The organism is Bradyrhizobium sp. MI1.11, assembly GCF_055811255.1.
Genome location: NZ_JBVVPM010000031.1, coordinates 68502 through 92702, shown reverse-complemented (window position 1 = coordinate 92702; position 24201 = coordinate 68502). Strand labels below are relative to the sequence as shown.

Here is a 24201-nt window from a genome sequence, read left to right as displayed (position 1 = left end):
ACCTTAAGGCTAGCCTTAAAGCTAGATCCTCGTCGGATACCTGCAACTCAACAAGGCGGCCCACCCCGGAGGAATACACCATTGACGCATGATCCTCCGAAGTATCCAGCTCATATGGCGATCAACGTTGACGGAAATGGGAGGGAGGGGCGTCTGCACGAATCCGGAGCTTATTTCATAACGTGGCGCGCACGGCCCGCTCTCGAGTCAACGCACCGCTCTCATGGACATGATGGACGAGACCAGACACTGCCTATCGATCAAAGTGTCGCATTGCCGACTGATACAGGCCAATAGAGCTGGCTTTTCTTATCCGGCTCGGTTCGACTAAAACCAGTTGGACACAAAGGAACCGCGTCGATTGTCGCGTGGCTAGTCGAATGGCCGACCAACCAGTATTGCCGGCATGAGCGAGGTATCATACTGATATGCAAGGGTCATCCCCAGTCAACGAAGGCCTCCTGAATCAGCGCCTCATAGAGCTCGGGTCAATAGCGAGCTGGGCGCCGCAGACCCTTTCGGACCTCGAAGGTTTTATTCGCGCCTCCGGCGACTATGATCTTTTTCGAGTCAATCCTATCCAATATGCGACTGCCAACGGCCTAAGTGACGCCGAAGGAATCGAGCTGTTCGTGCACGCCGCTAAGGTTGGCCTATTCGAGATGCAGTGGCTGCTCATCTGCGCCTATTGCCCGCAGGTCGCCGGCACTTTTCGTGAGCTAGACCAGGTTCATCCACGTTTCCAATGCGAATTCTGCAACGCCCTCAATGAGGCGGCGCTTGACGACTACATCCAAGTCACCTTTACGGTCTCGAGTTCGGTTCGCGACATCCTATATCGTCATCCGGACATGCTGTCCGTCCAGGACTACTATCTCCGTTACAACTTCTCCAAGGACTTCAAGCCCCCGCACGGAATGACACACGAGCAACTCGTTGCGGCACTCTCGCGGGGATTTGCCGATATCGAGGCGGGTCAGCGGTTGAACTTTGAATTCGCCGTAACGGCCGGCCGATTCGAGGTGCTCGATCTTAGCCATAAGCTTCTTCTGGTTTTCTTCGCGAACGGTGAACCGGCGGAACGCCAAGAAACGCTGGTCCAGCTCGAATCGGGCCGGTTCGTAGTTGCTGATCGGCCCACTGGACCGAGAAATATGATCCTTGGCGACGGACGCTTTGCGTTTCGACAGACGGCCGATCTTAGCCCAGGCAAACACATCATCCACATTGAGAACCGCACCAAGGATCGAGGCCGCTTCTGGTTTCTCCAGTATCCTTCCCAGTTCCAGCCCCATCTGGTCGAGTATGAGCCTTTTCTTTCCGGTAAGCGATTATTGCTCACCCCCTGCTTCGCCGAACTCTATAAGACTCAATTGGTGGACGAGCGCGATAGTCTAGCCGTTTCCGACATCACTTATCTGTTCACTGATCTAAAGGATTCGACTCCGCTGTACGAAAGCATCGGCGATGTGAATGCCTACTTTCTCGTCCGTCAGCACTTCGACATTTTGAATAAGATCATTAGGAATCGATCTGGCACGATCGTGAAGACGATCGGCGATGCAGTCATGGCTGGCTTCGAGCGTCCACAGGATGCCGTTGTTGCATCCGTCGAGATGATCGAAGAGCTGTCGCGATTCAACAAAACCGCTTCGCGGCCGCTCGGCCTCAAAATCGGCGTGCACAGAGGCAGGGCCATCGCCGTAAGGCTCAACGATCGGATCGACTACTTCGGACAGGACGTGAATATCGCCGCCCGTGTGCAAGGTCTAGCCGGTGTCAACGAAATATGCCTGACAGAGATGGTGATGGAGGCTCCCGGAGTCAGTGACATCGTCAAAGGATGCCCGGCGTCGCGCGACTACCAAAACTTGAAGGGCATCGGTCAGAAAATGGAAATACATCGGTTCAAAATTTCTCCCACGCAGAGATGAACGACCGCGCCCGTCCTGCGCAGCGGCAGACCGATTCTCGGCTGCGGTTTACCGCCAATTTTCGGCGCTGCTGCGTTGGTCTCCTGTATATTCCCGGCGGACGACGCCAGCAGGCATCAGCGTGTCTGCGTTCCCAAGCCGCGCGATCGTTCGGGCATCCTTCATTATGGAATATCGAAGTCGAGTTTACATCAAGATCGTGTTGCGGAAAGCCCGCCTGGTTAGTTACTGAGCTAGAGGGATTCCACGTGTGGCCTTAGCACGTCAACCGTCTCAATCAGCCCCGCAGCTTCCATCACGAGCAAGAGCTCCGCCGGCGTCATTTCCGGTTTCTTGAAGCGTTCGCGCATACACCGAATGGCTGCAACAGCGCGAGCTTCGTCGAGTGCGATAGTATCCGCAATGAAAGCGTCGGCCGATTTCGCCTCCATGTTCAGGTCGGAAAGAACTGCCGCGGGAAAGTCCTTAAGGTTTTCGGTTACGATCATTGCGGCCTGCGTCTTGGCCGCCGCAGCAACAACGTGATGATCGCCAGGATCGGGGAGCCCAGCCGCAACGGACAAGAAGTTGTCAAAATCCGTAACCATGGCATCTTCAAAGGCAGCTTCCATGCTGGCGCGCGCCCGCTCTGCACGCGCCGCGGCATCGGCAAAGCCTTTGGCGTCAGGATCTCCTCGATAGCTGTTTCGGTCTCATCCAGAACGCGGCTTGACCAGCGGAGACGAAAAAATTCCGCCTCCGCCAATGAGAGAAGCAGGTTCCTTTTGAGCGCGCTTGCAAGCGAGCACGCATCGACGAATGCGGTGAAGCGGTTTGCAAACAAGCTTACAGGTGCTCCGCGTCCTGCTCAGCGAGATTCGCAAGCGCTTTGCCCCGCTTCTCATCACGCGTGCGCTTATATGCGAATAGGTCCTCTGCCCTAATCCTGCGATGACGCCCCACTGTCACGTGCTGAATTTCGTTCTTTTCGAGCAGCGAGACCAGAAACGGACGCGAGACATTCAGAATGTCGGCAGCTTGCTGCGTGGTCAACATCTCATGCACAGGCACAAGCGTCACCGCATCGCCGCGACCGATATGCCGCAGCAATTCCATCAAAAGACTCGATAGCGCCGGCGACAAGGTTATCTCAGCAGCCTGCTGTGCATCGTCGAGCAGTCGCAGTTTGGCATCTCCCGTCGCATGCGAAGCGAGTATCTGACGAAGCTGGTTGGCTGCCGCCTTCTCGCTCGCGGAAGGCAGGCGAGTACCTCCCAGCTCTTCAGCGTAGGCTGGCATCGTCATCGTATCTTCTCCCCTGTACGGCCTTTTGTATAGGCCATATTCGAAATAAACGCAACAAGCGAAATAAACGAAATGGCCCAAAGTTCCTGACCAGCTGGGCCCCCTGCCCTTTGTCCCAAGCCGATCCTTGGGAACTTTTGGCGTTTGCCGTGCCTCATGAGCTGGTCGGCTAGGAATAAATTCCAAAATCTATGTTCTGCGAACAAATAAAATTTAGCTATATCAATGGCTTTAGCCAGCTCGCCCGACATTTGAACAGAGAGATTCTTAGACCGTCATCGATTGCTCCGCATTGGCGAAGTGATCTCGCGCACGAGCGCGCACGCATCGACGCCCGAGTGTCTCCTCGCCATATGGACTGGGCATTGGGGCGAGAGCAGCAAAGGGTTTCTTGGTCCCGAATACAGGGCCTTCCTAGGAGGCGTTCGCCCGAGATCATTCGCGAGCCGCACGGCGGCGCTACCGGCGTTCGTGCCGGCGCAGCCTTGGTAGGCTGGCGCCGAGTTCGAACGGCTGAAGGATCCAAGATATCCTAGCGCCCTCGGCGCCGGAATGCAGAGGAACTTCGATCGAAATTCGGTCGATCAGGCTTGCCGGGTTTGAATTTCGAACAGTTTCGGCATGCCCCCGCAACCAACAATCCAGTCCCAGCAACCGCTTAAGCCCAGAACTCTGCTTTGGCACGCAATCTGCGTAGCTCCCCTTGCGTCCCTCGCCTCGTAGCGGAGGACAGAACAAAGCTTTCACAACGGGAGGGAATGCATGAGTGAGCACAAGACCAACGGCGCGCGTAAACATGAAAGCCTGGACGCCATCGTGATCGGCACTGGGGTTGCCGGCCTTTACCAGCTCTACAAGCTGCGCGACGAGCAAGGCCTCAAGGTCAAGGCCGTCGATACCGCCACGGGCGTAGGCGGCACCTGGTACTGGAATCGCTATCCGGGCGCACGGTTCGACTCCGAGGCCTATATCTACCAGTACCTGTTCTCCGAGGAGCTCTACAAAGGCTGGAGCTGGAGCGAGCGCTTCCCCGGTCAGCCTGAGATCGAAAAATGGCTCAACTACGTCGCCGACAAGCTCGACCTGCGCAAGGACATCCGCTTCAGCACGACGGTCGCTAGCGCCGTCTTCAACGAGGCGACCCAGCGCTGGACCATCACGACCGACGCGGGCGACACCATCGACGCGCAGTTCCTGATCACCTGCTGCGGCATGCTGTCGGCGCCGCTGACGTCGATGTTTCCCGGACAGGACACCTTCAAGGGCACGCTGGTCCACACCGGGCGCTATCCGAAGGAGAAGCTCGATCTCGCCGGCAAGCGCGTTGGTGTCGTCGGCAATGGCGCCACCGGCATCCAGGTGATCCAGACCATCGCCGGCGAAGTCGGCAGCATGAAGGTGTTCGTGCGCACGCCGCAATACATCATCCCGATGAAGAACCCGAAATACGGGCCGAAGGAGGTCGAGGCTTACAAGGCGCGGTTCGACGAATTCCGCAAAACCCTGCCCCACTCGTTCACCGGCTTCGAATACGACTTCACCAACGGCAAGTGGAAGGATCTCAGCCCGGAACAGCGTCATGCCGTTCTGGAGAAGATCTGGGATGAAGGCTCGCTTCGGCTGTGGCTCGCCTCCTTCGTGGAGATGTTCTTCGAGGAGGATGTCAGCGAGGAGATCTCCGAGTTCGTCCGCAAGAAGATGCGCGAGCGCCTCAAAGATCCCAAGCTGTGCGATACGCTGATCCCGACGGACTATGGCTTCGGCACGCATCGCGTCCCGCTCGAGAGCAACTATCTGGAGGCTTACCACCAGGCGAACGTCGAGCTGATCAGCGTCAAGAACAACCCGATCAAGCGGATCACGCCTCAAGGCATCGAGCTCGCGGACGGAACGTCGTATGAGCTGGACGTGATCATCCTGGCCACCGGCTTTGACGCCGGCTCCGGTGCCTTGACGCGCATCGACATTCGTGGCCGCGGCGGTCGCTCGCTGAAGGAGGAGTGGAGCCGCGACATCAGGACCACGATGGGGCTTCAGGTTCACGGCTACCCGAACCTCTTCACGACAGGCGCGCCGCTGGCGCCGTCGACAGCGCTCTGCAACATGACGACATGCCTTCAGCAACAGGTCGAGTGGATCAGCGATTGCATCGCCTATCTCAAGAAGAACCACCTAAGCGTCATCGAGCCGAGCAAGGATGCGCAGGATGCCTGGGTCGCGCATCACGATGAGGTCGCGAACACGACCCTCGTGACCAAGACGAACTCCTGGTACATGGGCTCCAACGTCGAGGGCAAGCCGCGCCGTCTGCTCTCCTATATCGGCGGCGTCGGAACCTATCGCCAGAAGTGCGATGAGGTCGCCTCCTCGGCCTATCCCGGCTTTGCCAAGCAGTAACGACACAAGGGGCCGCGCAACCATTTTTGGTGGCGCGGCCCTGCACCCGCATCATCACAACAATTCGGAGCAACACATGACCAAGGAATTCAAGTCGGCGGCTGACGCCATTCTCAAAGAGACGGTCACGACGGGCCAAGGCGTCCCGGGCGTGGTGGCGATGGTGACCGATCGTACTGGCAACATCTACGAGGGCGCCGCCGGCAAGCGGCGCATCGACCAACCGGCCCCGATGACGGCCGACAGCAGTTTTGCCATTTTTTCGACCACCAAGGCAATCACCGGCACGGCCGCGCTGCAACTGATCGAGGAAGGCAAGCTCGACCTCGATGCCCCGGCACGAACCTACGCCCCCGACATCGGCAAGCTGCAGGTGATCGAGGGCTTCGATGCCGAGGGCCAGCCCCGGCTTCGTGCCCCGAAGGGTGAGGTGACCACGCGCATGCTGCTGCTGCACACCGGCGGATTCGGCTATGATTTCTTCAACGAGAACTATCTGCGGCTGGCGACCGACCACGGACAGCCGAGCGTGATCACTTCGTCGAAGGCCGCCCTCATGACGCCGCTGCTGTTCGATCCCGGCTCGAAATGGGAGTATGGCACGAACGTCGACTGGGCCGGGCAAGTGGTCGAGGGCATCACCGGCAAGCGGCTTGGCGAAGTTTTCGCCGAGCGCATCTTCAAGCCGCTCGGCATGAGCGACACGACGTTCGAGATCAACGATGCGGTGCGCGGCAAACTTGCCGGCGTGCACGCGCGCAACGCCGACGGCTCGCTGACCCCGATGGACTTCGAATTGCCTGCCAATCCCGAGGTCCATATGGGAGGCCACGGCCTCTACAGCACGGTCGGCGACTACATGCGCTTCATCCGCATGTGGCTGAACGACGGTGCCGGCCCGCACGGCCGGGTGCTGAAGCCGGAGACCGTTACGATGGCCGAGAAGAACCAGCTCGGTGATCTCAAGGTGACGGCGCTGCCCGGCGTCATCAAATCGCTGTCGAACGACGCGGAGTTCTTCCCGGGTCTGTCGAAATCCTGGGCGTTCACCTTCATGGTCAATGACGAGAAGGCGCCGACCGGCCGCCCGGCGGGCGCGCTCGGCTGGGCTGGTCTGGCGAACCTGTTCTACTGGATCGACCGTCAGAATGGCTTCGGAGGCTACTGGGCCACCCAGATCCTGCCCTTTGCCGACGTCGCTTCGTTCACCGGCTATATGCGTTTCGAAACCGCCTTCTACGACAGCCTGAGCCAGCGCAGGGTCGCCTAGCTTCTGCCGGCTCGATGCCTTCATTCCGCCTCCGATCTCACTCTTTTTGCGGTGCGGTCGGAGGCGAGGCAAATGGCACCAAGGTCGGGATACGCGATTGCGCGTTTCCATGGATGGCCTCACAATCAGGAGATAAAAGCTCGGGGTCCGGCAGATCGTTTCGGACTACTCAGCGCGTCGAAGGAGGGAACGTGTTGGGTCAGGCGCCAGAGGATGCTTTCGCAAATCCATCTATCGAACGCGACGTCCTGACGAGCTGGGAACGCTTCCTATCCGGAAGCAACAGCACGCGTCAGCAGATCGTGCGGTCGGCTATTACCGATTCGTGGCAGCGCTGCCAGAAATCGGACGTCGACTACCGGCGTGGCCAGGCTCCGATGCCGATCAGGGATGACAGGCTGCAGCGCCTGCTCGACAAGCGCAACCGCCTCGTTCAGGCCGGTGCTTCGACGATGGCGCTGGCGCGCGACTACCTGCTGGAAACCGGCACCGTGATGGTGCTGACCGATGCCGACGGCATTGTTTTGCGCTTGGAGGGCGACACCAAGCTGGCGCTGCGCGATGCCGTTGAAAAAACCCACCTGCTGCCCGGCAGCAACTGGAGCGAGACGACCTGCGGGACAAATGCGATCGGCACTGCATTGCAAACCGGGCAGCCCATCCAAGTGCATGCCACGGAGCATTTCTGTTCCGGCATCCACCGCTGGACTTGCTCGGCCTGCGTGATCCGCGATCCCATCGACGGCGCTGTGATCGGCGTGATCGACATCTCCGGACTATCCTCGTCTTATGGGCGGCCGGCCCTCGCATTGGCGATTTCGGCGGCCGCGCGCATCGAGGCTCAGCTGCTGCAGATGGAGCTGGACGCCCGCTACCGGCTGCTCGACCAATGCTTCTGGATGCTGCCGCCTTCGGATCGGCATCATGCCGTGCTGTTCGACAGCGCCGGACGTCCATTCAAGGCCAGTGGAGAGATGTCGCAGATCATGCGCGACCTGGGCGCGCCGGGATGTCAGTCCGGCTTTCCCCATCTCGGCAGCCGCGACGATCAGCTCTTTGGCGCCTCCCGTCCGGCATGGATCAAGGAGGAATGGCTGAAGCCGGTGGTGCAAAGGGGTGAACACCTCGGCACCGTGATGGTGGCGCCGAAGCCGGCCCCTTCGGGCAAACTGTTGTCAGCTGCGCGAGGCGAGTCCCAGGCCTTTGCCAATACCGTCTACAGCAGCCCGAAGATGCACAACGTGGTCGAGACGTGCCGTCGCGTCGGCATATCAGCTGCTCCGGTCCTGCTGCTTGGCGAGACCGGCGTCGGCAAGGAGGTGTTCGCGCACGGACTCCATGCCGTGTCGCCGCGCCGGAACGGCCCGTTCATTGCCGTCAATTGCGGCTGCGCCTCGCGCGAACTGCTTGCCAGCGAGCTTTTCGGCTATGTCGACGGCGCATTCACCGGCGCCCGGCGCGGCGGCGTGGCGGGGAAGATCGAAGCCGCGGCGCGGGGCACCCTGTTCCTTGACGAGATCGGCGAATTGCCGCTCGACCTCCAGCCCATGTTGCTGCGGGCGCTCGAGAACGGCGAGATCAGCAGGATCGGCGAGACCGCAGTGCGCAAGGTGGACTTCCGCCTCGTCGCCGCGACCAATCGCGACCTGCAGGCGGAGGTGGACGCCCAGCGTTTCCGCAAGGACCTATTCTACCGGCTGGCTGTCGTCCCCGTCGGCATACCGCCGCTGCGCGAGCGCTGCGAGGACATTCCGCTGCTGGTCGATCACTTCGTCGCCCAGGCAGCGGCGCGCTACGGTCTTTCCGATCGCCGGTTTGCGCCGGAGGCGCTTGCGCAGCTTCAGCGCCATGATTGGCCCGGCAATGTCCGCGAGCTGCGCAATCTGGTCGAGAGCCTCATGCTGACCAGCAACGGCGAGCTGATCGAACCTTCGGACCTTCCCGATGCCATCCGGGGAACGGAACGAACAAGCGAGCACAATCCGGGCCTGTCTCTCGCCGAAGCGTCCGAACGTGACCTGATCGCGCGCACGCTCCGCTCGTGCAACGGCAACGTGACGGCCACCGCGGCCGCTCTCGGTCTTGCCAAGAGTACGGTCTATGCGAAGTTGCATCGTTATGACATTCGCTTCGAGCTGCGTAGTAAATGGTGACATTGGAAGCGCTGGTTGAGTTGCATGTTTGAGTATGGAGCTTTCAGTATGGAGCGCAAAGCAAGGTAAGAGCGCTCTATTTCTTTGGTTTGTATCTGGCAGAGGCTCTGCGGCTTTCCGTGCCGAGCACGACGACCAAATAAAACCATATCCCTCAATGCCTTACGCCGTGGCCACCGCATTGCGCTGCTTCAAAAGTCGAGATTGCCTCCCGACCTCCTTACGACGCGCTTGCTTGTCTTCGCCGTATGGTGTCCCGTTGGCGGCCTGCGTCGGCTCTTCGACCGTGCGGATAGAAGCTGGCTCCATTGCTTGGGCGTGGGTTCCTTGGTCACGAGAACCTAGCTTCCCTTCTCGGTAACAGTGCTCGTCGAATGGACAGCTTGATTCCTTCGTATGATGGAGCGAATTATTGAAGCGACCCCAAGCGGACTTGCGCCCCATACTAAAGCAAAAACGCCCCGGATCACGCCGGGGCTTTGACGTTGGATATCGCGGTCAGATCGCCGAAGAACAAATTTCCCCTTCCGTTTCTTGGCCCGACTCGGACCTCCGGCCATATGGCGTTTTGCGCCGCTACTAAGGGCATAGCAGACGTCAAGCGCGCCTCGCACGATGCGACGCGGTCGCGCAGCGGTGAGTTTTGGGGCGGGGCGTCTCGAAGGATGCGCCGCAAGGACGCCACCCGCCAGGTTCACGCTGCCGTGCTGCGCGGACTCTCCGCTGTTTCCTTGTCCGTCTCCTTGTCGCGAGACAGCCATGCTGGAAAGCGAAGCAGGCGTTCGTTGCCGTCTTTCGGCAGCTCGATGGGAGCTTCATTGGACGAACTCGGGAGGTCCAGTGCTACGTGGCCGACTCGCACCGCATCCGCGCGCTGATCCAGTTCGCGCAGCAGGGGATCGAGCACACTGTCGATTTCGGTCGCCACCGACACGAGGAAACTATTAAGCTCGCGAGCCTCGGGCACAACTGCTGCAGCCGACTCGATCGCCTTGGAGAGACCATCGACGACGGGTGCAAACGCGCCGGCGGCTTGCCTGATTCGGGATTTTATCGCTTCGATTTCGCCCAAAACGCGATCACGCTCCCGCCTGGACTTCTCCTCCGAAAGGCGGGCTTCAATTTCGGCGATCTGGGCCGTCAGGGTCGTGGCTTCGGATGCGAGTGCATCGCGTCTTCCGCGCGCGCGATCAAGATCGCGGCTGAGATTGTCCAGTAAATCGTCCTTTCCGAACATGGCTTTGCTCCGTAGGACAGCCGTTTTGGTCTGTAGGACGGCCTTGGCGCGAACCGCCAGCCGGTTGAGCGACCGAAAGGCTGGATCGGCCGAAACAGGCATCAACTTCGGTCGCGTCACATGGGCCGACATGGTGATCCCCCACTCGTCCACATTAGCCGCCGGCATGGTTAACAAGTGGTTAATGTCAACAGATGATACACGGGGCACCATGCCGGCGATGCCGCCTTTGTCTCCTCGCCGCCATCCATTTCCGCTATAATCGCTGCGGTAGCATCACCCGGAGGCGCATCCCGTGGAGCACGCACCGAAACCCGAGCCCAAATACCTCGTCATCTGCTGTGACGGCACCGGCAATGAGAGCTCCGAAAACATCTCCAACGTCCTGAAGCTCTATCGCTGCCAGCGCAAGACGGACAGGACGTCGCTGCGGCTGCCGGAGTCGGCGCGGTGACGGCACTCGTAACGTTAACCGTCCATTAACCAACGCGGCCTAGCCTGCGGTAATCGTCCAGCCATCATTAGCTCGAAATGCCTTCCCGGTTCGCTCCAGGAGAAGCGCCGATGTGCGTTGAGTTGTTGACGTATGCCGATCTGGGCGCCCAACTCAGTATCTCCCGAGAGGCCGCGCGTTCGCTTGCGAGACGCCGCCGGTTGCCGCGCTCGCAGTCGGAGGACGGCAAGGCCCTGGTGAGCGTTGATGTCTCCGAGCTCCGGTACACACCCCGCCCACGACGCGCCCGCCGGGCCCCGATCGATGCCTCCCTGGCACAGATCGAAGCAGTCAAGATCGAGGCATTCAAGGCGGAGGTCGCGCGGCTCGAGGCCGTCGCAACTGCCTACAGAGCAGTGTTCGAGCGCGAGCGCGAGCGCGCCGATCGCCTCGCCGTCGAGTTGACGCAAGCGGCCGCCGAGACGACGGCCGCCAATGCGTGGGGCGGCAATACTGGAAAACGAAGTGGCGGTTCTGCGGAACGGTCGCCACGCCGGCGGCGCGATCGCGGGACAAGCCGCGCGTCGTCGATTGGGACATCTGGCCGCTGCGATCGTGGAAGCAGACCGCGCGAGTCGCAGGTAGCACTCGATCCTCATCTCCATCCCCGGCTTGCCGGAGCAATCACGAGGGAAGAATGACTGGCACCACCGATATCCACGAAATGAAGGCCCGCATCGTCGTGTTTGGTGTCGGCGGCGCCGGCGGCAATGCGGTCAACAACATGATCACGGCCGGGCTGCAAGGGGTCGAGTTCGTGGTCGCCAATACCGACGCGCAGGCGCTGGCCATGTCGAAGGCGAGGCGCCTCATCCAGCTCGGCACAAAGGTGACCGCAGGCCTCGGCGCCGGCTCGCAGCCGGAATTAGGACGCGCCGCAGCCGAAGAGGCGATCGATACGATCCGGGATCAATTGACTGGCGCACACATGGTGTTCGTGACGGCTGGCATGGGCGGCGGCACCGGCACCGGCGCTGCCCCCATCGTCGCCAGGATCGCGCGCGAGCTCGGCATTCTCACGATCGGCGTGGTCACCAAGCCATTCTACTTCGAGGGAAAGCGCCGCATGCGCTTTGCCGAAGCCGGCATCGAGGAGTTGCTGAAGACGGTCGACACCCTGCTGATCATCCCGAACCAGAACCTGTTCCGGGTGGCCAGCGAGAAGACCACGTTCGCCGATGCCTTTGCCCTTGCCGACCAGGTGCTTTATTCCGGCGTGGCCTGCATCAGCGACCTGATCGTCAAGGAAGGCCTAATCAATCTCGATTTTGCCGACGTCCTCTCCGTCATGAAGGAGAAGGGCAAGGCCATGATGGGACGGGGAGAGGCCTCCGGCGAGAAGCGCGTGCTTGCCGCTGCTGTGGCCGCGATTTCCAATCCATTGATCGAGAATCCCTCGATCAAGCGCGCCAGTGGCCTCATCATCTCTATCACCGGCGGCAAAGATCTCATGCTGTACGAAGTCGACGAAGCTGCGACCCGCATTCGCGACGAGGCCGACCCGGACGCCAACATTATCGTCGGCGCGTCGTTTGACGATAGCCTCGACGGTATCGTCCGCGTCTCGGTGGTGGCGACCGGAATCGATAATCTCGACCCGGCGTCTCAGGCGCAACCGGTGGAAACCGCCATCGCCCAGCTCGCGGGCAGGCTGCGCAACGACGGCCGCCGCATCGCCGATCGCATCGAGCGCAGTGCACCCCTTCCGCAAGTGGAAAGCCCGCCGCTCCGCTCCGAAGCGCGACAGCCCGTGGGGCAACCGGCAAGGGCGGCTCCGGAATATGCGCGCCACTCGGCCGACCGGCCCCTCGATCCTTACGGCCGCACCGCTGCGCGCAATGCGCCCGATGAGGCTATTCTCGATATCCCGGCCTTCCTGCGCCGCGCCGCCAACTGAACGGTCGCAGGAGGGGAGTTACGGTCGTCATCCCGAGGAGCAACGAAGTCGCGAGCCCGGGATCCATCAAGCCGCGGTCCCTGTTGAGCAGTGGGTTCGCTGCGCTTAAGCTCGACCCCATCAAAATCAAGAAAAGGCGGCCCACTTGAGTTGAACCATAAGAAGACCAAGGACATCGACATCCCCGTTCAGTTTAGATCCGAGAGACGCGGGGTACTGGGCAATTCGATTATTTGAGCTACAACTTTTCCATTCACGAAAGCACGCGCGATAGGGACCGCAGGCTCGACGCGACCACATGGACCATCTGAGGGCAGCAGGAAGTGCCCTTTGGCCCCCTCGACCTGAAGTCCGCGAGAGGCACTTGCGACCATCTGTTTGCAATATCCATGGTCGCTGCTCAGATCTGGTTTGTTCTACAAGTGGTTAGGCTGCCATCTGTCTTGCGCAGTTTGCCGCAGGGCAATAGAGGGGCACCTAGCCGCCGAGATGGCCCTCTCGGTCCTGGCCTACAATCTGACACGGGTCATGAACATCTTCGGGATCAAGCCGCTGATCGCCGCGATCGCGGCATGAAGCCGGCCCGGCCCGGCTTCGAAAACCGACGCCGCTTCAAGGCCATTTTACACAGCCAAGACCCATAGTGAACATCTCTGCCTCGTGAGACCCGCACTGCTTGACAGTCGTGCCACCAATGGTGGAGCAGTTAAGGCCAAGGTTTTAAGCTATGCCATGCGCGGCTGCCGGCTCTCGCGCCGCTTTCTCTTGTGCGAGAGTTGCTTCCAGCCGCGAGATGTTTTCCTGGAGGCGCTGGTTGTTTTCTAGCAGACGCTGACTGGTGAGGAGGAGGATGTAGTAGCCGAATTGCTGATTACTTTGAAAGTAGATTTCAAGCAGCCCTTCATAAGTTATAGTCAGGACTTGTCCGTCTTCTATGCACTCGACCGTTCCGGTTCGCCGGTTATTGGGCGTAAGGAAGCCAAGTTCTCCCATGAGGCGTCCCGGCGGGATCTCGACGTTGATCTCCTTGACCAGGAATTTGCCCGTCACGGTCAAGAACATTTCGTTGGCGGTGTCATGGATCTTGAACAGGGTATCGCCGCGGCGATATTTGCGTTCGGTCATGAACGGCTTGATCCACTCCATCGACATGTCACCTTGCGTCGCGTTACGTGCCTTCTTAACGAGCCTGAGCAGTTGACGGAGACGAACGGCATTGACCGGCAGCAACAGCAGATAAAGCAGAAAGGTAGCGACGCTTCCGGAAAGCGCGCCAGACGTTGCGAAGAATGCACAGCCGACCATATTCGCGACCCGCAGCGGCACCATTCTCTGCATCAGCAAGGTAGCAACAAAGAAGATTGCGCCGACCAAGGCAAACATGTTGGCGAGCGTGATGTTGGCCAACACAATTTCCAGCAGCCGATCAAACAGTGCGTCGTAGGTGATGTTGTTGGGATCAAGCCCCATTTGAACGAGAATCTTCGCGATCCTGAGATTATCCGCCGCCGTATCAAGAATGCGGTTTAGAATTGTCGAAAAATCTGCACTGGAACTCATCGGATCACCCCACGCAAAGCAGTCGGTTATTTTCGGACCTCGCGGATACTGATAATCGAAGTCTGACAAGCACAAGCGGTATTGATCCACGATCAATTTTACCCGGCGCTGTTGTTTTCGGCAATCGCAGGCGCGTGGCCAGTAGCGTATGTATTAGCGCTCACACCGGACATGGCTTCCGCTGGCTTCGACCCGCGATGCATGATTCCTTTCCTTGCCCTTTGCGGACTAACGCTGCGAGCCTCCTGATGTCTGCTTCAAGGGGGCGAATTCAACTGGTCAGCCTTACATGCCCCGGCAGTCACGGAATGTCGCCTTATGGCCCTGAGCCGAAGGGCTGGGCTACGTGACCGTGAGCGTATCGACTATCCGGGCATGGTCCGATCGGTCAGGAAATCAAGAGCTAATCCCAAGTTCATTTTGTACTGCGAGTGACGCCGGTATGTCAGGTTTCACACCATCAAATTGGACATAGTACCCAGCTTCTGGGAAGTCAGATCGGACTTTGGGCTCATTACCGTAACCCGCCAACTGCGTGCACTATCGGAGGTTATCGAGCAATTCGCGCGCCTCCTTAAGAGCCACCGTGTCGAATCCCTCGGTGAACCAGTCGTAGACAGGCGCGAGGAGATCGCGGGCTTCGCGCCACTTAGACTGGGTGCGCCAGAGTCTCGCCAAGCTGGTCGCCGCAGCAAGCTCCCAGGATTTGGCCCGCTGATTCCGAGCGATCTCTAAAGCCTCTCGGAAAAGCGTTTCGGCGGGAATAGTATTCTCCAGGCCGCCCTGGGTCAGGAGAAGCTCACCCTTAAGCTGGCAAAGTCGGGCCTGAAAGAAGCACTCTTTCGTTTCGTCAACGATCTTCAATGCTTCCCCGACCGCCTTCAGACCTTCGAGCGGCTGCTCGTTGATCCGGTAGGCATCGGCCAAGGTCGCGAGCCATCGTGGGCGATCCATGCGCGCTCCTGTCTCCAAGAAATCCGCCATCCCCTCGCGCAGGACGACGAGTCCCTCCTTGCCTTCATCCTGCATAGCCATGGCCCATCCCACCATCATGCTTGCTTCCGCCCGCCAGAACGGAAATCCGTGCTCGACGGCGAGTGACCTGGCCTCTTCAGCCAGCTTCCTGATGACATGCACTTCCCCGCTGCATTGATGGATGAAAGTGGAATAGACGAGCGCCTGGACGAGACTGAACGGATGACCCAGGTGACGTGCCAGCGTTACTGCACCGCGGCTTGTGGCGAGCGCCCGGTCTGAATACCCCAACACCCAGAGCGCGAATGCCTCATGAACCATGCAAGCGACACCGGGATCGTTTCCATACCGGACTGCGTGGATCCGGTGCTGTTCCGGATCGTAGAGGCGGCGGCCGTCCTCCAAGTGTTCGCGCGCCGGGCCAAACTTTCCGCACCACAGCAAGGTCATTCCAAGCGCCCGGTGCGATTCCAGCTCATATCCGACGTCGTGCTGGCTGAGGGCGAGCGCGAGCATTTCCTTGGCGAGATCCCCGGCGGCCTGCCAATCGGCGCGCACGAGGTCGTACACCCATAAACCGCGCATGACTGAGAAGCGCTGCCCGGGAGCTTGCGATCCCTGGCTCAGGACTCGGGCGCGCTCATATGCGGCTGCGACCTCTGGAGCTGCGAAGCCCTTGATGGTCGTCAACGTCGCTCCAAGCCTCGTTTGCAGCTCCAGCTCCCGTTCGTCGCGCGCCTGGCGCGGCGGCAGGCCATCGAGGACGGACAGCGCCCTTACGAAGTGGTTGGCTGCCTCGACGTTGGCGGATCGTGCAAGCGCTTTTTCTGCAGCCGTCTGCCAACATCGGCTTGCGGGCTCGGCGAGTCCGGCTCCCGCGTAGTGCAGTGCCAGCAACTCCGGTTCGGCTTCGGCCGTTTCGGGAAATCTCTTCTCCAGCGTTTGGGCAATGCGCCGGTGAATGGTGCGCCTATCCGCGTGAAGCAAACATGCGACCGCCGCTTCCTGAAGCAAGGCATGCGTAAAGGTGTATGAGGCTTCCGGCGGCTTGCCGTCCTCGATAATCAAATTTGCCTTTATCAGTCCCTGCAATGCCTGCTCGAGCCCCACCTTGTCTTGAGGCAACAGCGCGGAAAGCAGCTTGAATGTGAAGCTCCGACCGATGACGGCGCCCACCTGCGCGACCTGCTTCTGCGCTCCGAGCCGGTCCAGGCGCGCCAAAAGAGAATCATGCAGCGTCCGCGGGACACGTATGTTGGATACCGGTGCCGTCGTCGGAATATCCCTGCGCTGATCCTCCTCGTGTCTGGCCTCCAGCGCCGCCTTGGTCAACTCCTCCAGGAACAACGGCAAACCATCGGAATATTCCAGGATCTGATCTAGAGTCTTTGGAGGCAGGCTAGAGGTGGGATCCAGCGCCTTCACGATCTGCTCACTCTCGCGTCGAGGCAGGCGATCCAGGACCCGCGTCGTCACCCTGACGTAACTTTCCCACGTCGGCTTGAATTCCGGCCGGCAAGTGATCACGAGAAGAATCGGAAGTTCCAGAGCCCGCTTCATCAGGCGATCGAGAAATTCCCGGGTACTCGGATCGACCCAGTGCACGTCCTCGAACGTGACCAGCAACGGCGCTTGTTCTGTCAGCTTGGTGAGCCTCGTCTCCAGCGCATTCAAAATGAGCCGCTTCTGCTGCCGCGGACTGAAGCTCAACGGCAGGTAACTTGATTTGGTCGGGATCGAGAGTAACGAGGCGAACAGCGGCACTGCGTAGGAGGTGTCGAACCCGGCTTCAGCTAGCAATTTCTCAAGCTTGTCGAGCCTTGCTTCCGGGGTTTCGCCGCAGGAAAATTGCGCATCGTGTTCAATTTGTTTGATGACCGGATACAGCGCGCTGTTCTGGTGATAAGGTGAGCAATGGTGATGCATGCTGCCGAATGAGTCCACGGCCAGCATTCGCCGCAGCGCTGTGATGAGGCGCGATTTCCCGACGCCGGCTTCACCGGTCAACAGGATAGTCTGTCCCGCACCAGCCTTTGCTTGGAGCCAGTGATTGCGCAGCAGCGCCAGCTCTTCGTTGCGGCCCATCAGCGGCGTGAGGCTCAACTCGGTACGTACCGCCTCAAAATGACTAGCATTTCCTTCGGTCAGCACGCACCAGGCCTGCACAGGCTCCGCAAAACCCTTCAGCGCGTTGCGGCCCAGATCCCCATACTCGAATAGGCGTCCAATCAGACGTTTCGTGGTGTCAGCGATGACGACACAGTCGGGTTCTCCCAGCTGCTGAAGGCGCGCCGCCAGGTTCGGCGTTTCGCCCGCCACGGTGCGCTCCTGCGCCTCACCCACCCCGATGACGTCGCCGACAACGACATCCCCGGTGGCAATGCCGACACGCGTCGACAGCACGAGACTCGACGGAAGCTCCAGGCACTTGGCAGCTGATACGATGGCCAACCCGGCACGTACCGCACGTTCTGGATCGTACTCGCTCGCTTGGGGATAACCGAAATAGGCCTTCAGGCCGTCCCCCGTAAAGCGCGCCACATAGCCCTCGTACTGCCGCACCACGCCTTCACAACAGGATTGATAATCGGCGATAATTTCGGCGAGATCTTCCGGATCAAAGCGCGCCGAAAGCGAGACAGAGTTCACCAGGTCACACGTCAGTACCGTGATCTGACGACGCTCGCCGCGCACCTGGGGTACAAAAGCCTCCGGTCCAATCCCGGAAGATGCGCCGAGCACATCCTGGCGCAGCACCTTGATCGCTCTCAGCAGCTGTTTGCGATGACCGAGGGCTGACACGCCCAGCTCACGCAAGTCCTGATCCGTGAGCTCCGACACCAGCTTCCACGTGATCGCGTTTTGCGCGAATGCCGGCTTGTATTGCGGTAAGCCATGGCCGTCCAGCCACTCGCTGACTTCGTTGCCAGTATCAGCAATCTCTGTCATCGACCCACCCTCGGCTGAATCGGCGAATTGTGAAAAACGGCCAGTAATCGTTAGATTCCTGCCTCGGCTTTCCGCCGAATCGACGCTAGTAGGGCGATCAAATCCAATGAACGATCGTCACTAGTCAGGAACCGTCAGGACGGGAAGAATATCAACCTTACGGCAGACGACCTGTGAAGCAGTTCACAGGTGTTACAGTCTGTGATGTGAAACGATCTCATTCACTTGACTGCGCGAATCCTTCGCCGATCCGCTCAGCGGACTTAGGGGAAGCCGTGATCCACTCAGGTCCCACGATCCAGGCCATCTACCGCTATCCCGTGAAAGGGCTTTCGCCTGAAAGCCGGGCGAGGACTGTGCTCTCCGCTGGAGAACCCCTTCCGGGCGATCGCTCTTACGCGATCGAGAACGGGCCATCGGGTTTCGATTCGGCCGCCCCGGCGCATTTGCCGAAGTCGCGGTTTCTCATGTTGATGCAGAGCGATCGCCTCGGTGCGCTGCAGACGCGCTTCGACGAGACAACGCATGTCCTGACGGTTTACGTCGAGGGCAGCAAGGCGGTCAGCGAGAGCCTGAGGACGGCGGAGGGTCGCGCCGCGATCGAAAACTTCATTGCAGGCCACTGCGGTGACGAGCTCCGCGGGCAGCCAAAGCTGCTGCATGCGCGCGGCCACAGCTTTTCCGATACAGCCGACAAAGTTATCTCATTCATCAACGTGGCCTCGGTCGCGGCCCTCGAGCAGGCAGTTGGGGCAAGGGTCAATCCACTTCGGTTTCGCGGTAATATTCATGTCGCAGGCTGGCCCGCCTGGCTTGAGTTCGACCTCCTTGGCCAAGAGATTGCCATCGGTGACTCGGCGCGGGTGAAGATCACCCGGCGAATAACACGGTGCGCCGCAACTGAGGTCGATCCCGACAGCGGAGTTCGCAACCTCGACATTCCAAGAGCTCTAATGCGCGCTTACGGAAACATCGACTTCGGCGCGTACGGCACCGTGATCGAAGGTGGTGAAATTACGGTTGGCGATTCGATAAAAGCGCTGGCGATGTCGTCACACCTTTAAATTGCCAGTAACGCGTCATCCTGCCCTGGCAAGCAGAGCATCGACCGCCTTTTCCGCGGATTCCAGGGCTCCCTCCATCCAACTGTGACTATGGGAGCAATGTTCCCCCGCAAAATAAACCCGGCCCTCCGGCCGGATGACGTGCTGGTGCATACGAGTGAACTGCCCCGGTTGGTAAAAGGCAAATGCACCGCCGCACCAAAGATAGGTATCCCAGGCCCAACTTGCTCGCTGAATGATCGTATCGCGGTACGCCAGCTCAGGATGAATTTGCGAGACTTGCTGGATCACCAGTTCCTCCCGTTCCGTCGCTGGCATCGCGCCGAGGCGGCGAGCGTTTTGTCCCCAGCAATAGGAGGCTATGAGGACGCCCGGCCGATCGGAAACGGCTGGATCGCGCGGCCTAGTTCCTTCTTTATTGCCCGCGTTATCCGAGGGATAGATCACCGACCCGCTGACGAGGTCCGTGGTCGTAGCGCCGCCGTAGATGCCGTTGTTCTTTTCCCAAAAGCGGTCTTTCGTCAGAAGCGCAACCTTGGTGCCGGAATCGTAACCCATCTCAAGGATCGCACGCCGTTTCTCATGCGAGAACGGTGGATCAGCTTCGACCCTTGCCAGGACGGGGAACGGGATAGTGCAGAGCAAGAAGTCTCCGTCTTCCTGATGGTCGCGACCGCCAAGTCGATAGACCGCACGCACCCGTCCCCGTGCTGCGTCCTGCTCAATGCGAACGACCTCGCAACCCATCTGCGGCTTGCTGCTGAGGCGGCTTAGAAATGCGTTCGGAAAGCGAGACGTGCCCCCCACGATCTCCGAGAATCCCGGATCCCACACGCCGATGTTTTCCTCACGCAGAAATTCGGTCGAGGCAAAGTGCTGGATGTCCAGGTTGCCATACGCAAACAAAAAGAATTCAATCGCTTCATCAGAGAGATGGACTTCCCCCACCTGCTTTGGCCTGGCGTCGTGAATGAGCTGCCGCAGCGACTGGCGATCCAATCTGATCAGATTCTCGGACGTGAACGTATTCGCGGTCCTCAGTTGTTCGAGTTCGTCACGGGAGAGGCCGTGCTTGCCCTGAGCGACATCTTTGACGGTAAGATTCCAGAGCTCGTCCGCTGTCAGTTTTTCTTCAGCTGCCTTTAATCTGAACTTTTTCTTGATTTCTGCTTCGTCAGTCGACTTTGTTCCACGCGCATACTTGAACGTCTTCGCGCTGTACATCACAAACGGTCGCAGCTCGAGTTCGCTGAACATGTCGATATATTTGCGTACAACCTTGTGCTCTACGGGAATGCGCATGGCGCCTGCTTCCCAGTGCAAGCCATCACCGATCGGCATGGTCCGGACGCGCCCCCCGACGTGATGTCGTTCGGCTTCCAGGATCGTGTACGTCCAATCCTTCCGCTGGAACAAGAAAGCTGCACACAGTCCGGCGAGGCCGGCGCCGACGATAATCACGTGCGGCGTCTTGCCAGGCTGCGCTTCGCTTGCGCCAACCAGGATGTCGATCCCGGCGATGGCTGCGGTGGCGCCAGCGGTTTTGATCACCTGCCTGCGCGTCACGTTCGCGCGGTCGTTCTGAGTACTCATTACTACTTTCCTCGCCTTTTTGCGCGAGGCGCGCCTTCGCGCCTATCCGACCTGACTCACCAGCGCTCGTGGGCGCTCTCGGGCACTCGATACGAGGTGGTGGATTCGTTTATTGCCTGATCTCTTGTATGTCGTAATCGGTCAAATTGCAGTCTAGTGCACGGAGCCCATTCCGATCATCGGTCGCTCGCGTGCAAAGTCCTGCCCTAACTTGAGCGCGGCTGCCTCCGATGGCGACAAGTCCTCAGTTTTCCTGGCCATGAGGCGACCCAGATCGCGCGGCATTTCAGCACCGGCCTGTATCCATTCCTCAACTGTTGCGATCTCATCAGCCGTGAGAACTCCATCCATTGGACCATCGTTTTGCAAAATTCGAGTCAGGAAAAAGCTGCGCGTCGGCTCCCGCGGGCAAACCCAGCCCGACACCACCAGCGCGCCCATCAGTTCGGCCGGTTGATCGAATAGCTCAGCAAGAGCCTTTTGTTCTCCGCTTTGTGTCGTCAGCGTGATTCCGGCGTGAGCAGTCTTCGCTTGACTGGCACGGTTGACGATCATTTCGGCCATTTTAGCGGCAGGATCATCTCTTGGCTCGTCAGGCAAGGGATCTGCACACTCATACGAGTTACACTTCAGGGATTCGATCCAATCCATAATCACCGATTGCTCATCTTCTGAGAAGACTCGATACATGGGCCCCTCAAATTGCATGAGCGCGAATAGTTTGCTATCGCGCGGGTGCTTGGGGTCAACCAACTTCTCTTCGATCAGAACTTCGAGCAGTTTCTCCGGCTTGTCGAATAGACCATTCAGAGCCGCCCCGCCAATCGCCACTCCGCCGTGCACTTGCCGGGCTACTGGCGCCTTTCTCTTCACCAGAGCAAGCATCTGTTCCTTGTAGTAAGCAGTAAGGTCTGGAATGCAATTTGGCGTCGCGGGAGTACCGATGTTGATCCTCTTCTTGTCGATGATCAGCCGGCGCATAAGAGCATCGACTCCAAAAAATCCAATGGTTTTCCAACCCACATAGCCGTTCCAGATTCGATTCCAATTCTCTTGCACCTCTTCTTCCCCACCCTGCTGTCGCTGCTGATTTAGGAACGTCTTGACAGCTTCGAGCACAATGGCTCCGTGGCCCTTGCTGATGTTATCGATGGCAACGTGCAGTTGATAGAAAAGCGGATCGATTCGACGTCCCCTCAGCATCCTAACGATTGGCGTCAATGTCGGCGTGGCTTCGTATTCGAGGTACAAAGTCATTCCGAGTAGCTCGGGAAAAAATTCTTGCGGGAAGAGTCCAACACAAAGTTGGAAAACCGCTGTACGCCAACAGCCCGGAGTAAATGGATATTCGATAAACTTCCGCGAACTGATTGGAGGCAGGTAAACGCCCTTGCTCCTTAGAAGACTATCGTAAACGTTGGGGTGGTTCTGGGCGGTTTCGCCATTTCCCGCTTCATCAGCCCAGATGTCAAACAGCTTGTTCACGACCTCATCGGAAGGTCTTGCTGTCATGATTCCTTGGAGCCAAACGCCGTCAATGAAATTGAAGGGCGCTTTCTGAATCAGATTATCAATGACGGCCTTGTCTGACGCCTTTCCAACACGAAATTTCTTGCCGCTATACTCAATAATCGGATTATCATACGGATGCACCTTGTACATGTCATTTTTGACATACGCATCGTAAATTGCTTTCATGCGCTCATCGAGGCGATCCTCCGAATAATCAAACTTACTGTGGTATGGCTGTGTGTAGTCGGCGTTCGCCAGATAAACACGCGCTAGTTGTCTAGCCGTCTCACGGAATTCGGGGAAGCTCTCTATACTGTTTAGCTTGTAATAGGCTTCACGTTCCTCATCAGTGGTCGGCATTCGGGGTGCGCCACCTGCGTCACCGGAATCTTTCCGATCAGCAGGAGGGAGCGGACACGCCGCGGCGATCCAGTCCCGGATAGTAATCGCATCCGAAGCCAGCGTGTTGCCCATAGGGCGCGATGGTTGAAGAAATTGCGTGACTAACGCACTCTGATCTGGCGCTCCCGGGACGACGAGGAGTTGATCGCCAGCCAAGGCCTGCATGAACTCTCGCGTCGAGGCGTTCTGGGTGTTAAACCACCAAGCAACCGGGTGAGCAGCTACTCGCCGATGTGAATGACTGGCAACGTTAATCGCGGCGGCGCGCCACCGATTGATCACATCAGCCATTTTATTGGCAATTGACTGGTCCGGCATCTTTCCCTCCTGCCCCAAGGGCTTCGTTCGTAAACCCACAAGCTGAAATCGAAAAAATACGCTCTCAATCGCAAGTAGGGCCTCAGGCTCCTGGCGATGTCACTGCAACGCACAGGGCAGTCAAGCCTGAACATACCTCGCGAATTACGTTTTCGGCTTCGGCCCAAGGCGGCTGGAAGGAGCGGCCGCACTCGATAGTAAAGCTCAGAATTTTGCTGTTGGATGCTTGAACAAAGTGCCGGCTGTAAGCGTAGTCGTCGCTCGCCCCCGATGTGGGGTAAAGAGTGAACGATTGCTCGAGGTCGTAAGCGCGTCCGCTCGCGGCTTCCACTGCACTATTCACCTTGCTCCCGAGGTCCTGGAGCCTCCGCAGGTCATCGGCCGGAATGAATTCGCCGTAGGCGTCACCGCCGCGTCCTCGCCGACCATCGAAGGTCGGATCCCGAAAGTTCATCGTCGGATCTGACGTCTGGTTCGTGTCGAAGCCCCAATTATAGAAGACCGCGGGGACGTAGCTGTGCACGTCGACAAACCAGCGGGCGCGTGGGTAACGGTCGAGCAGCCACACAACGTTGCGCGTCTCCGATTCCGATGTCGCGGCAGGCCCGACATACACTTGCAGGTCGCAAGGGTCGGCAGAGGCGCTAACGTGTGAATCCGGAGCGAAGTGGCGGCGGAAGTCCCACAAGGCATCGAAATTGCGGTTAATGTCGACGCCTACACAGTCCGGGTCGGAACCTGGCACCACACGCCGCCGATTCTTCCGCCACATCGCCTCAGCGGTCTGACTATGATGCCGTCCGTCCGGATTGACGCAGGGGAACAGCACGACTTGCAATCCCTCGATCACGCTGCGGATATCGTCTGCTGAGAAACGCTGCTGACCATAGCGCAGGCCCGTGCCGCGGGCATGCGCCTCAAGCAAGTCGGCGGCGAGATTAACGAGTGCATCGGGCGGAACCCACTCGCGTGCATGCAACCCACCAGTAAAGACGATGGTGTTGACCCCCTGCGTATCGAGCGGGCCGACCCGTAGCGCGTGAGACAGCCGGCCCTCCGAAGTTTGGTTGGGCAGAAGGATCAATTCGGTCACGCCAGGATGCGACGTCGCGAGCGCCTCGAGTGCGGGCTCGAATTCCTCGATATTCAAGTAGGCCATGTTG

14 protein-coding genes and 1 pseudogene are annotated in these 24201 nt (G+C 59.2%); 7 read left to right on the top strand and 8 right to left on the bottom strand.

Going from position 1 to position 24201, the window contains the following annotated elements; all coding sequences use genetic code 11:
• The first annotated feature begins 428 nt into the window (after positions 1–428).
• Entirely contained in the window at positions 429–1934 is a 1506-nt protein-coding gene (locus AC0L30_RS27535; protein ID WP_007601821.1) for an adenylate/guanylate cyclase domain-containing protein, read from the top strand.
• A 233-nt stretch (positions 1935–2167) separates the two neighbouring features.
• On the opposite strand, the gene AC0L30_RS27530 is transcribed toward AC0L30_RS27535, so the two are convergent.
• Positions 2168–2545, bottom strand: coding sequence for a VapC50 family PIN domain-containing toxin (locus AC0L30_RS27530; protein ID WP_035994500.1), 378 nt, complete (start codon positions 2543–2545; stop codon positions 2168–2170).
• Positions 2546–2759: 214 nt separating this feature from the next.
• Positions 2760–3218, bottom strand: a complete 459-nt coding sequence (locus AC0L30_RS27525; protein ID WP_007601819.1) for a helix-turn-helix domain-containing protein — start codon at positions 3216–3218, stop codon at positions 2760–2762.
• 762 nt (positions 3219–3980) lie between these two features.
• Here AC0L30_RS27525 and AC0L30_RS27520 point away from each other — a divergent pair.
• The 3 genes from AC0L30_RS27520 (at position 3981) to AC0L30_RS27510 (ending at position 9038) form a co-directional block, all read left to right on the top strand.
• Complete coding sequence (locus AC0L30_RS27520; RefSeq protein WP_007601818.1) at positions 3981–5615, top strand: flavin-containing monooxygenase; 1635 nt, start codon at positions 3981–3983, stop codon at positions 5613–5615.
• Between the two features lie 76 nt (positions 5616–5691).
• Positions 5692–6885: a methyl acetate hydrolase AcmB gene (gene acmB / locus AC0L30_RS27515; RefSeq protein ID WP_007601813.1), complete on the top strand. Its 1194-nt coding sequence runs from the start codon at positions 5692–5694 to the stop codon at positions 6883–6885.
• A gap of 191 nt (positions 6886–7076) precedes the next feature.
• On the top strand, positions 7077–9038 hold the full coding sequence (locus AC0L30_RS27510) for a sigma-54-dependent Fis family transcriptional regulator (RefSeq protein WP_007601812.1): 1962 nt from the start codon (positions 7077–7079) through the stop codon (positions 9036–9038).
• Between the two features lie 694 nt (positions 9039–9732).
• Here the strand turns inward: AC0L30_RS27510 and AC0L30_RS27505 are convergent.
• Entirely contained in the window at positions 9733–10407 is a 675-nt protein-coding gene (locus tag AC0L30_RS27505) for a hypothetical protein (protein ID WP_035994494.1), read from the bottom strand.
• A gap of 163 nt (positions 10408–10570) precedes the next feature.
• Here AC0L30_RS27505 and AC0L30_RS27500 point away from each other — a divergent pair.
• Positions 10571–10702: pseudogene (locus AC0L30_RS27500) on the top strand (phospholipase effector Tle1 domain-containing protein); the annotation flags it as partial.
• A 703-nt stretch (positions 10703–11405) separates the two neighbouring features.
• Positions 11406–12665: a cell division protein FtsZ gene (ftsZ, locus tag AC0L30_RS27495; protein WP_007601808.1), complete on the top strand. Its 1260-nt coding sequence runs from the start codon at positions 11406–11408 to the stop codon at positions 12663–12665.
• Between the two features lie 720 nt (positions 12666–13385).
• Here the strand turns inward: ftsZ and AC0L30_RS27490 are convergent.
• Together AC0L30_RS27490 and AC0L30_RS27485 are read right to left on the bottom strand one after the other, a co-directional pair.
• Complete coding sequence (locus AC0L30_RS27490) at positions 13386–14225, bottom strand: Crp/Fnr family transcriptional regulator (RefSeq protein ID WP_035995627.1); 840 nt, start codon at positions 14223–14225, stop codon at positions 13386–13388.
• A gap of 540 nt (positions 14226–14765) precedes the next feature.
• Positions 14766–18149: an AAA family ATPase gene (locus tag AC0L30_RS27485; protein ID WP_473405644.1), complete on the bottom strand. Its 3384-nt coding sequence runs from the start codon at positions 18147–18149 to the stop codon at positions 14766–14768.
• Positions 18150–18424: 275 nt separating this feature from the next.
• Between AC0L30_RS27485 and AC0L30_RS27480 the strand changes: the two genes are divergently transcribed.
• Complete coding sequence (locus AC0L30_RS27480) at positions 18425–19213, top strand: MOSC domain-containing protein (RefSeq protein ID WP_007601804.1); 789 nt, start codon at positions 18425–18427, stop codon at positions 19211–19213.
• Positions 19214–19228: 15 nt separating this feature from the next.
• Here AC0L30_RS27480 and AC0L30_RS27475 read toward each other — a convergent pair whose 3' ends face one another.
• From AC0L30_RS27475 to AC0L30_RS27465, 3 genes are all read right to left on the bottom strand, one after another.
• Positions 19229–20806, bottom strand: a complete 1578-nt coding sequence (locus AC0L30_RS27475; protein WP_007601803.1) for a flavin monoamine oxidase family protein — start codon at positions 20804–20806, stop codon at positions 19229–19231.
• A gap of 153 nt (positions 20807–20959) precedes the next feature.
• Positions 20960–23038, bottom strand: a complete 2079-nt coding sequence (locus AC0L30_RS27470) for an iron-containing redox enzyme family protein (RefSeq protein ID WP_157158669.1) — start codon at positions 23036–23038, stop codon at positions 20960–20962.
• An 82-nt stretch (positions 23039–23120) separates the two neighbouring features.
• Positions 23121–24197: a M14 family metallopeptidase gene (locus AC0L30_RS27465; protein WP_035994484.1), complete on the bottom strand. Its 1077-nt coding sequence runs from the start codon at positions 24195–24197 to the stop codon at positions 23121–23123.
• Positions 24198–24201: the final 4 nt, after the last annotated feature.

What these genes read in the sequence shown, in the direction of transcription:
- AC0L30_RS27535 (WP_007601821.1), top strand. Translation starts at nt 429, where the DNA reads ATGCAAGGGTCATCCCCAGTCAACGAAGGCCTCCTGAATCAGCGCCTC.
- AC0L30_RS27530 (WP_035994500.1), bottom strand. Translation starts at nt 2,545, where the DNA reads ATGGAAGCTGCCTTTGAAGATGCCATGGTTACGGATTTTGACAACTTC.
- AC0L30_RS27525 (WP_007601819.1), bottom strand. Translation starts at nt 3,218, where the DNA reads ATGACGATGCCAGCCTACGCTGAAGAGCTGGGAGGTACTCGCCTGCCT.
- AC0L30_RS27520 (WP_007601818.1), top strand. Translation starts at nt 3,981, where the DNA reads ATGAGTGAGCACAAGACCAACGGCGCGCGTAAACATGAAAGCCTGGAC.
- acmB (WP_007601813.1), top strand. Translation starts at nt 5,692, where the DNA reads ATGACCAAGGAATTCAAGTCGGCGGCTGACGCCATTCTCAAAGAGACG.
- AC0L30_RS27505 (WP_035994494.1), bottom strand. Translation starts at nt 10,407, where the DNA reads ATGTCGGCCCATGTGACGCGACCGAAGTTGATGCCTGTTTCGGCCGAT.
- ftsZ (WP_007601808.1), top strand. Translation starts at nt 11,406, where the DNA reads ATGACTGGCACCACCGATATCCACGAAATGAAGGCCCGCATCGTCGTG.
- AC0L30_RS27490 (WP_035995627.1), bottom strand. Translation starts at nt 14,225, where the DNA reads ATGAGTTCCAGTGCAGATTTTTCGACAATTCTAAACCGCATTCTTGAT.
- AC0L30_RS27485 (WP_473405644.1), bottom strand. Translation starts at nt 18,149, where the DNA reads ATGACAGAGATTGCTGATACTGGCAACGAAGTCAGCGAGTGGCTGGAC.
- AC0L30_RS27475 (WP_007601803.1), bottom strand. Translation starts at nt 20,806, where the DNA reads ATGAGTACTCAGAACGACCGCGCGAACGTGACGCGCAGGCAGGTGATC.
- AC0L30_RS27470 (WP_157158669.1), bottom strand. Translation starts at nt 23,038, where the DNA reads ATGCCGGACCAGTCAATTGCCAATAAAATGGCTGATGTGATCAATCGG.
- AC0L30_RS27465 (WP_035994484.1), bottom strand. Translation starts at nt 24,197, where the DNA reads ATGGCCTACTTGAATATCGAGGAATTCGAGCCCGCACTCGAGGCGCTC.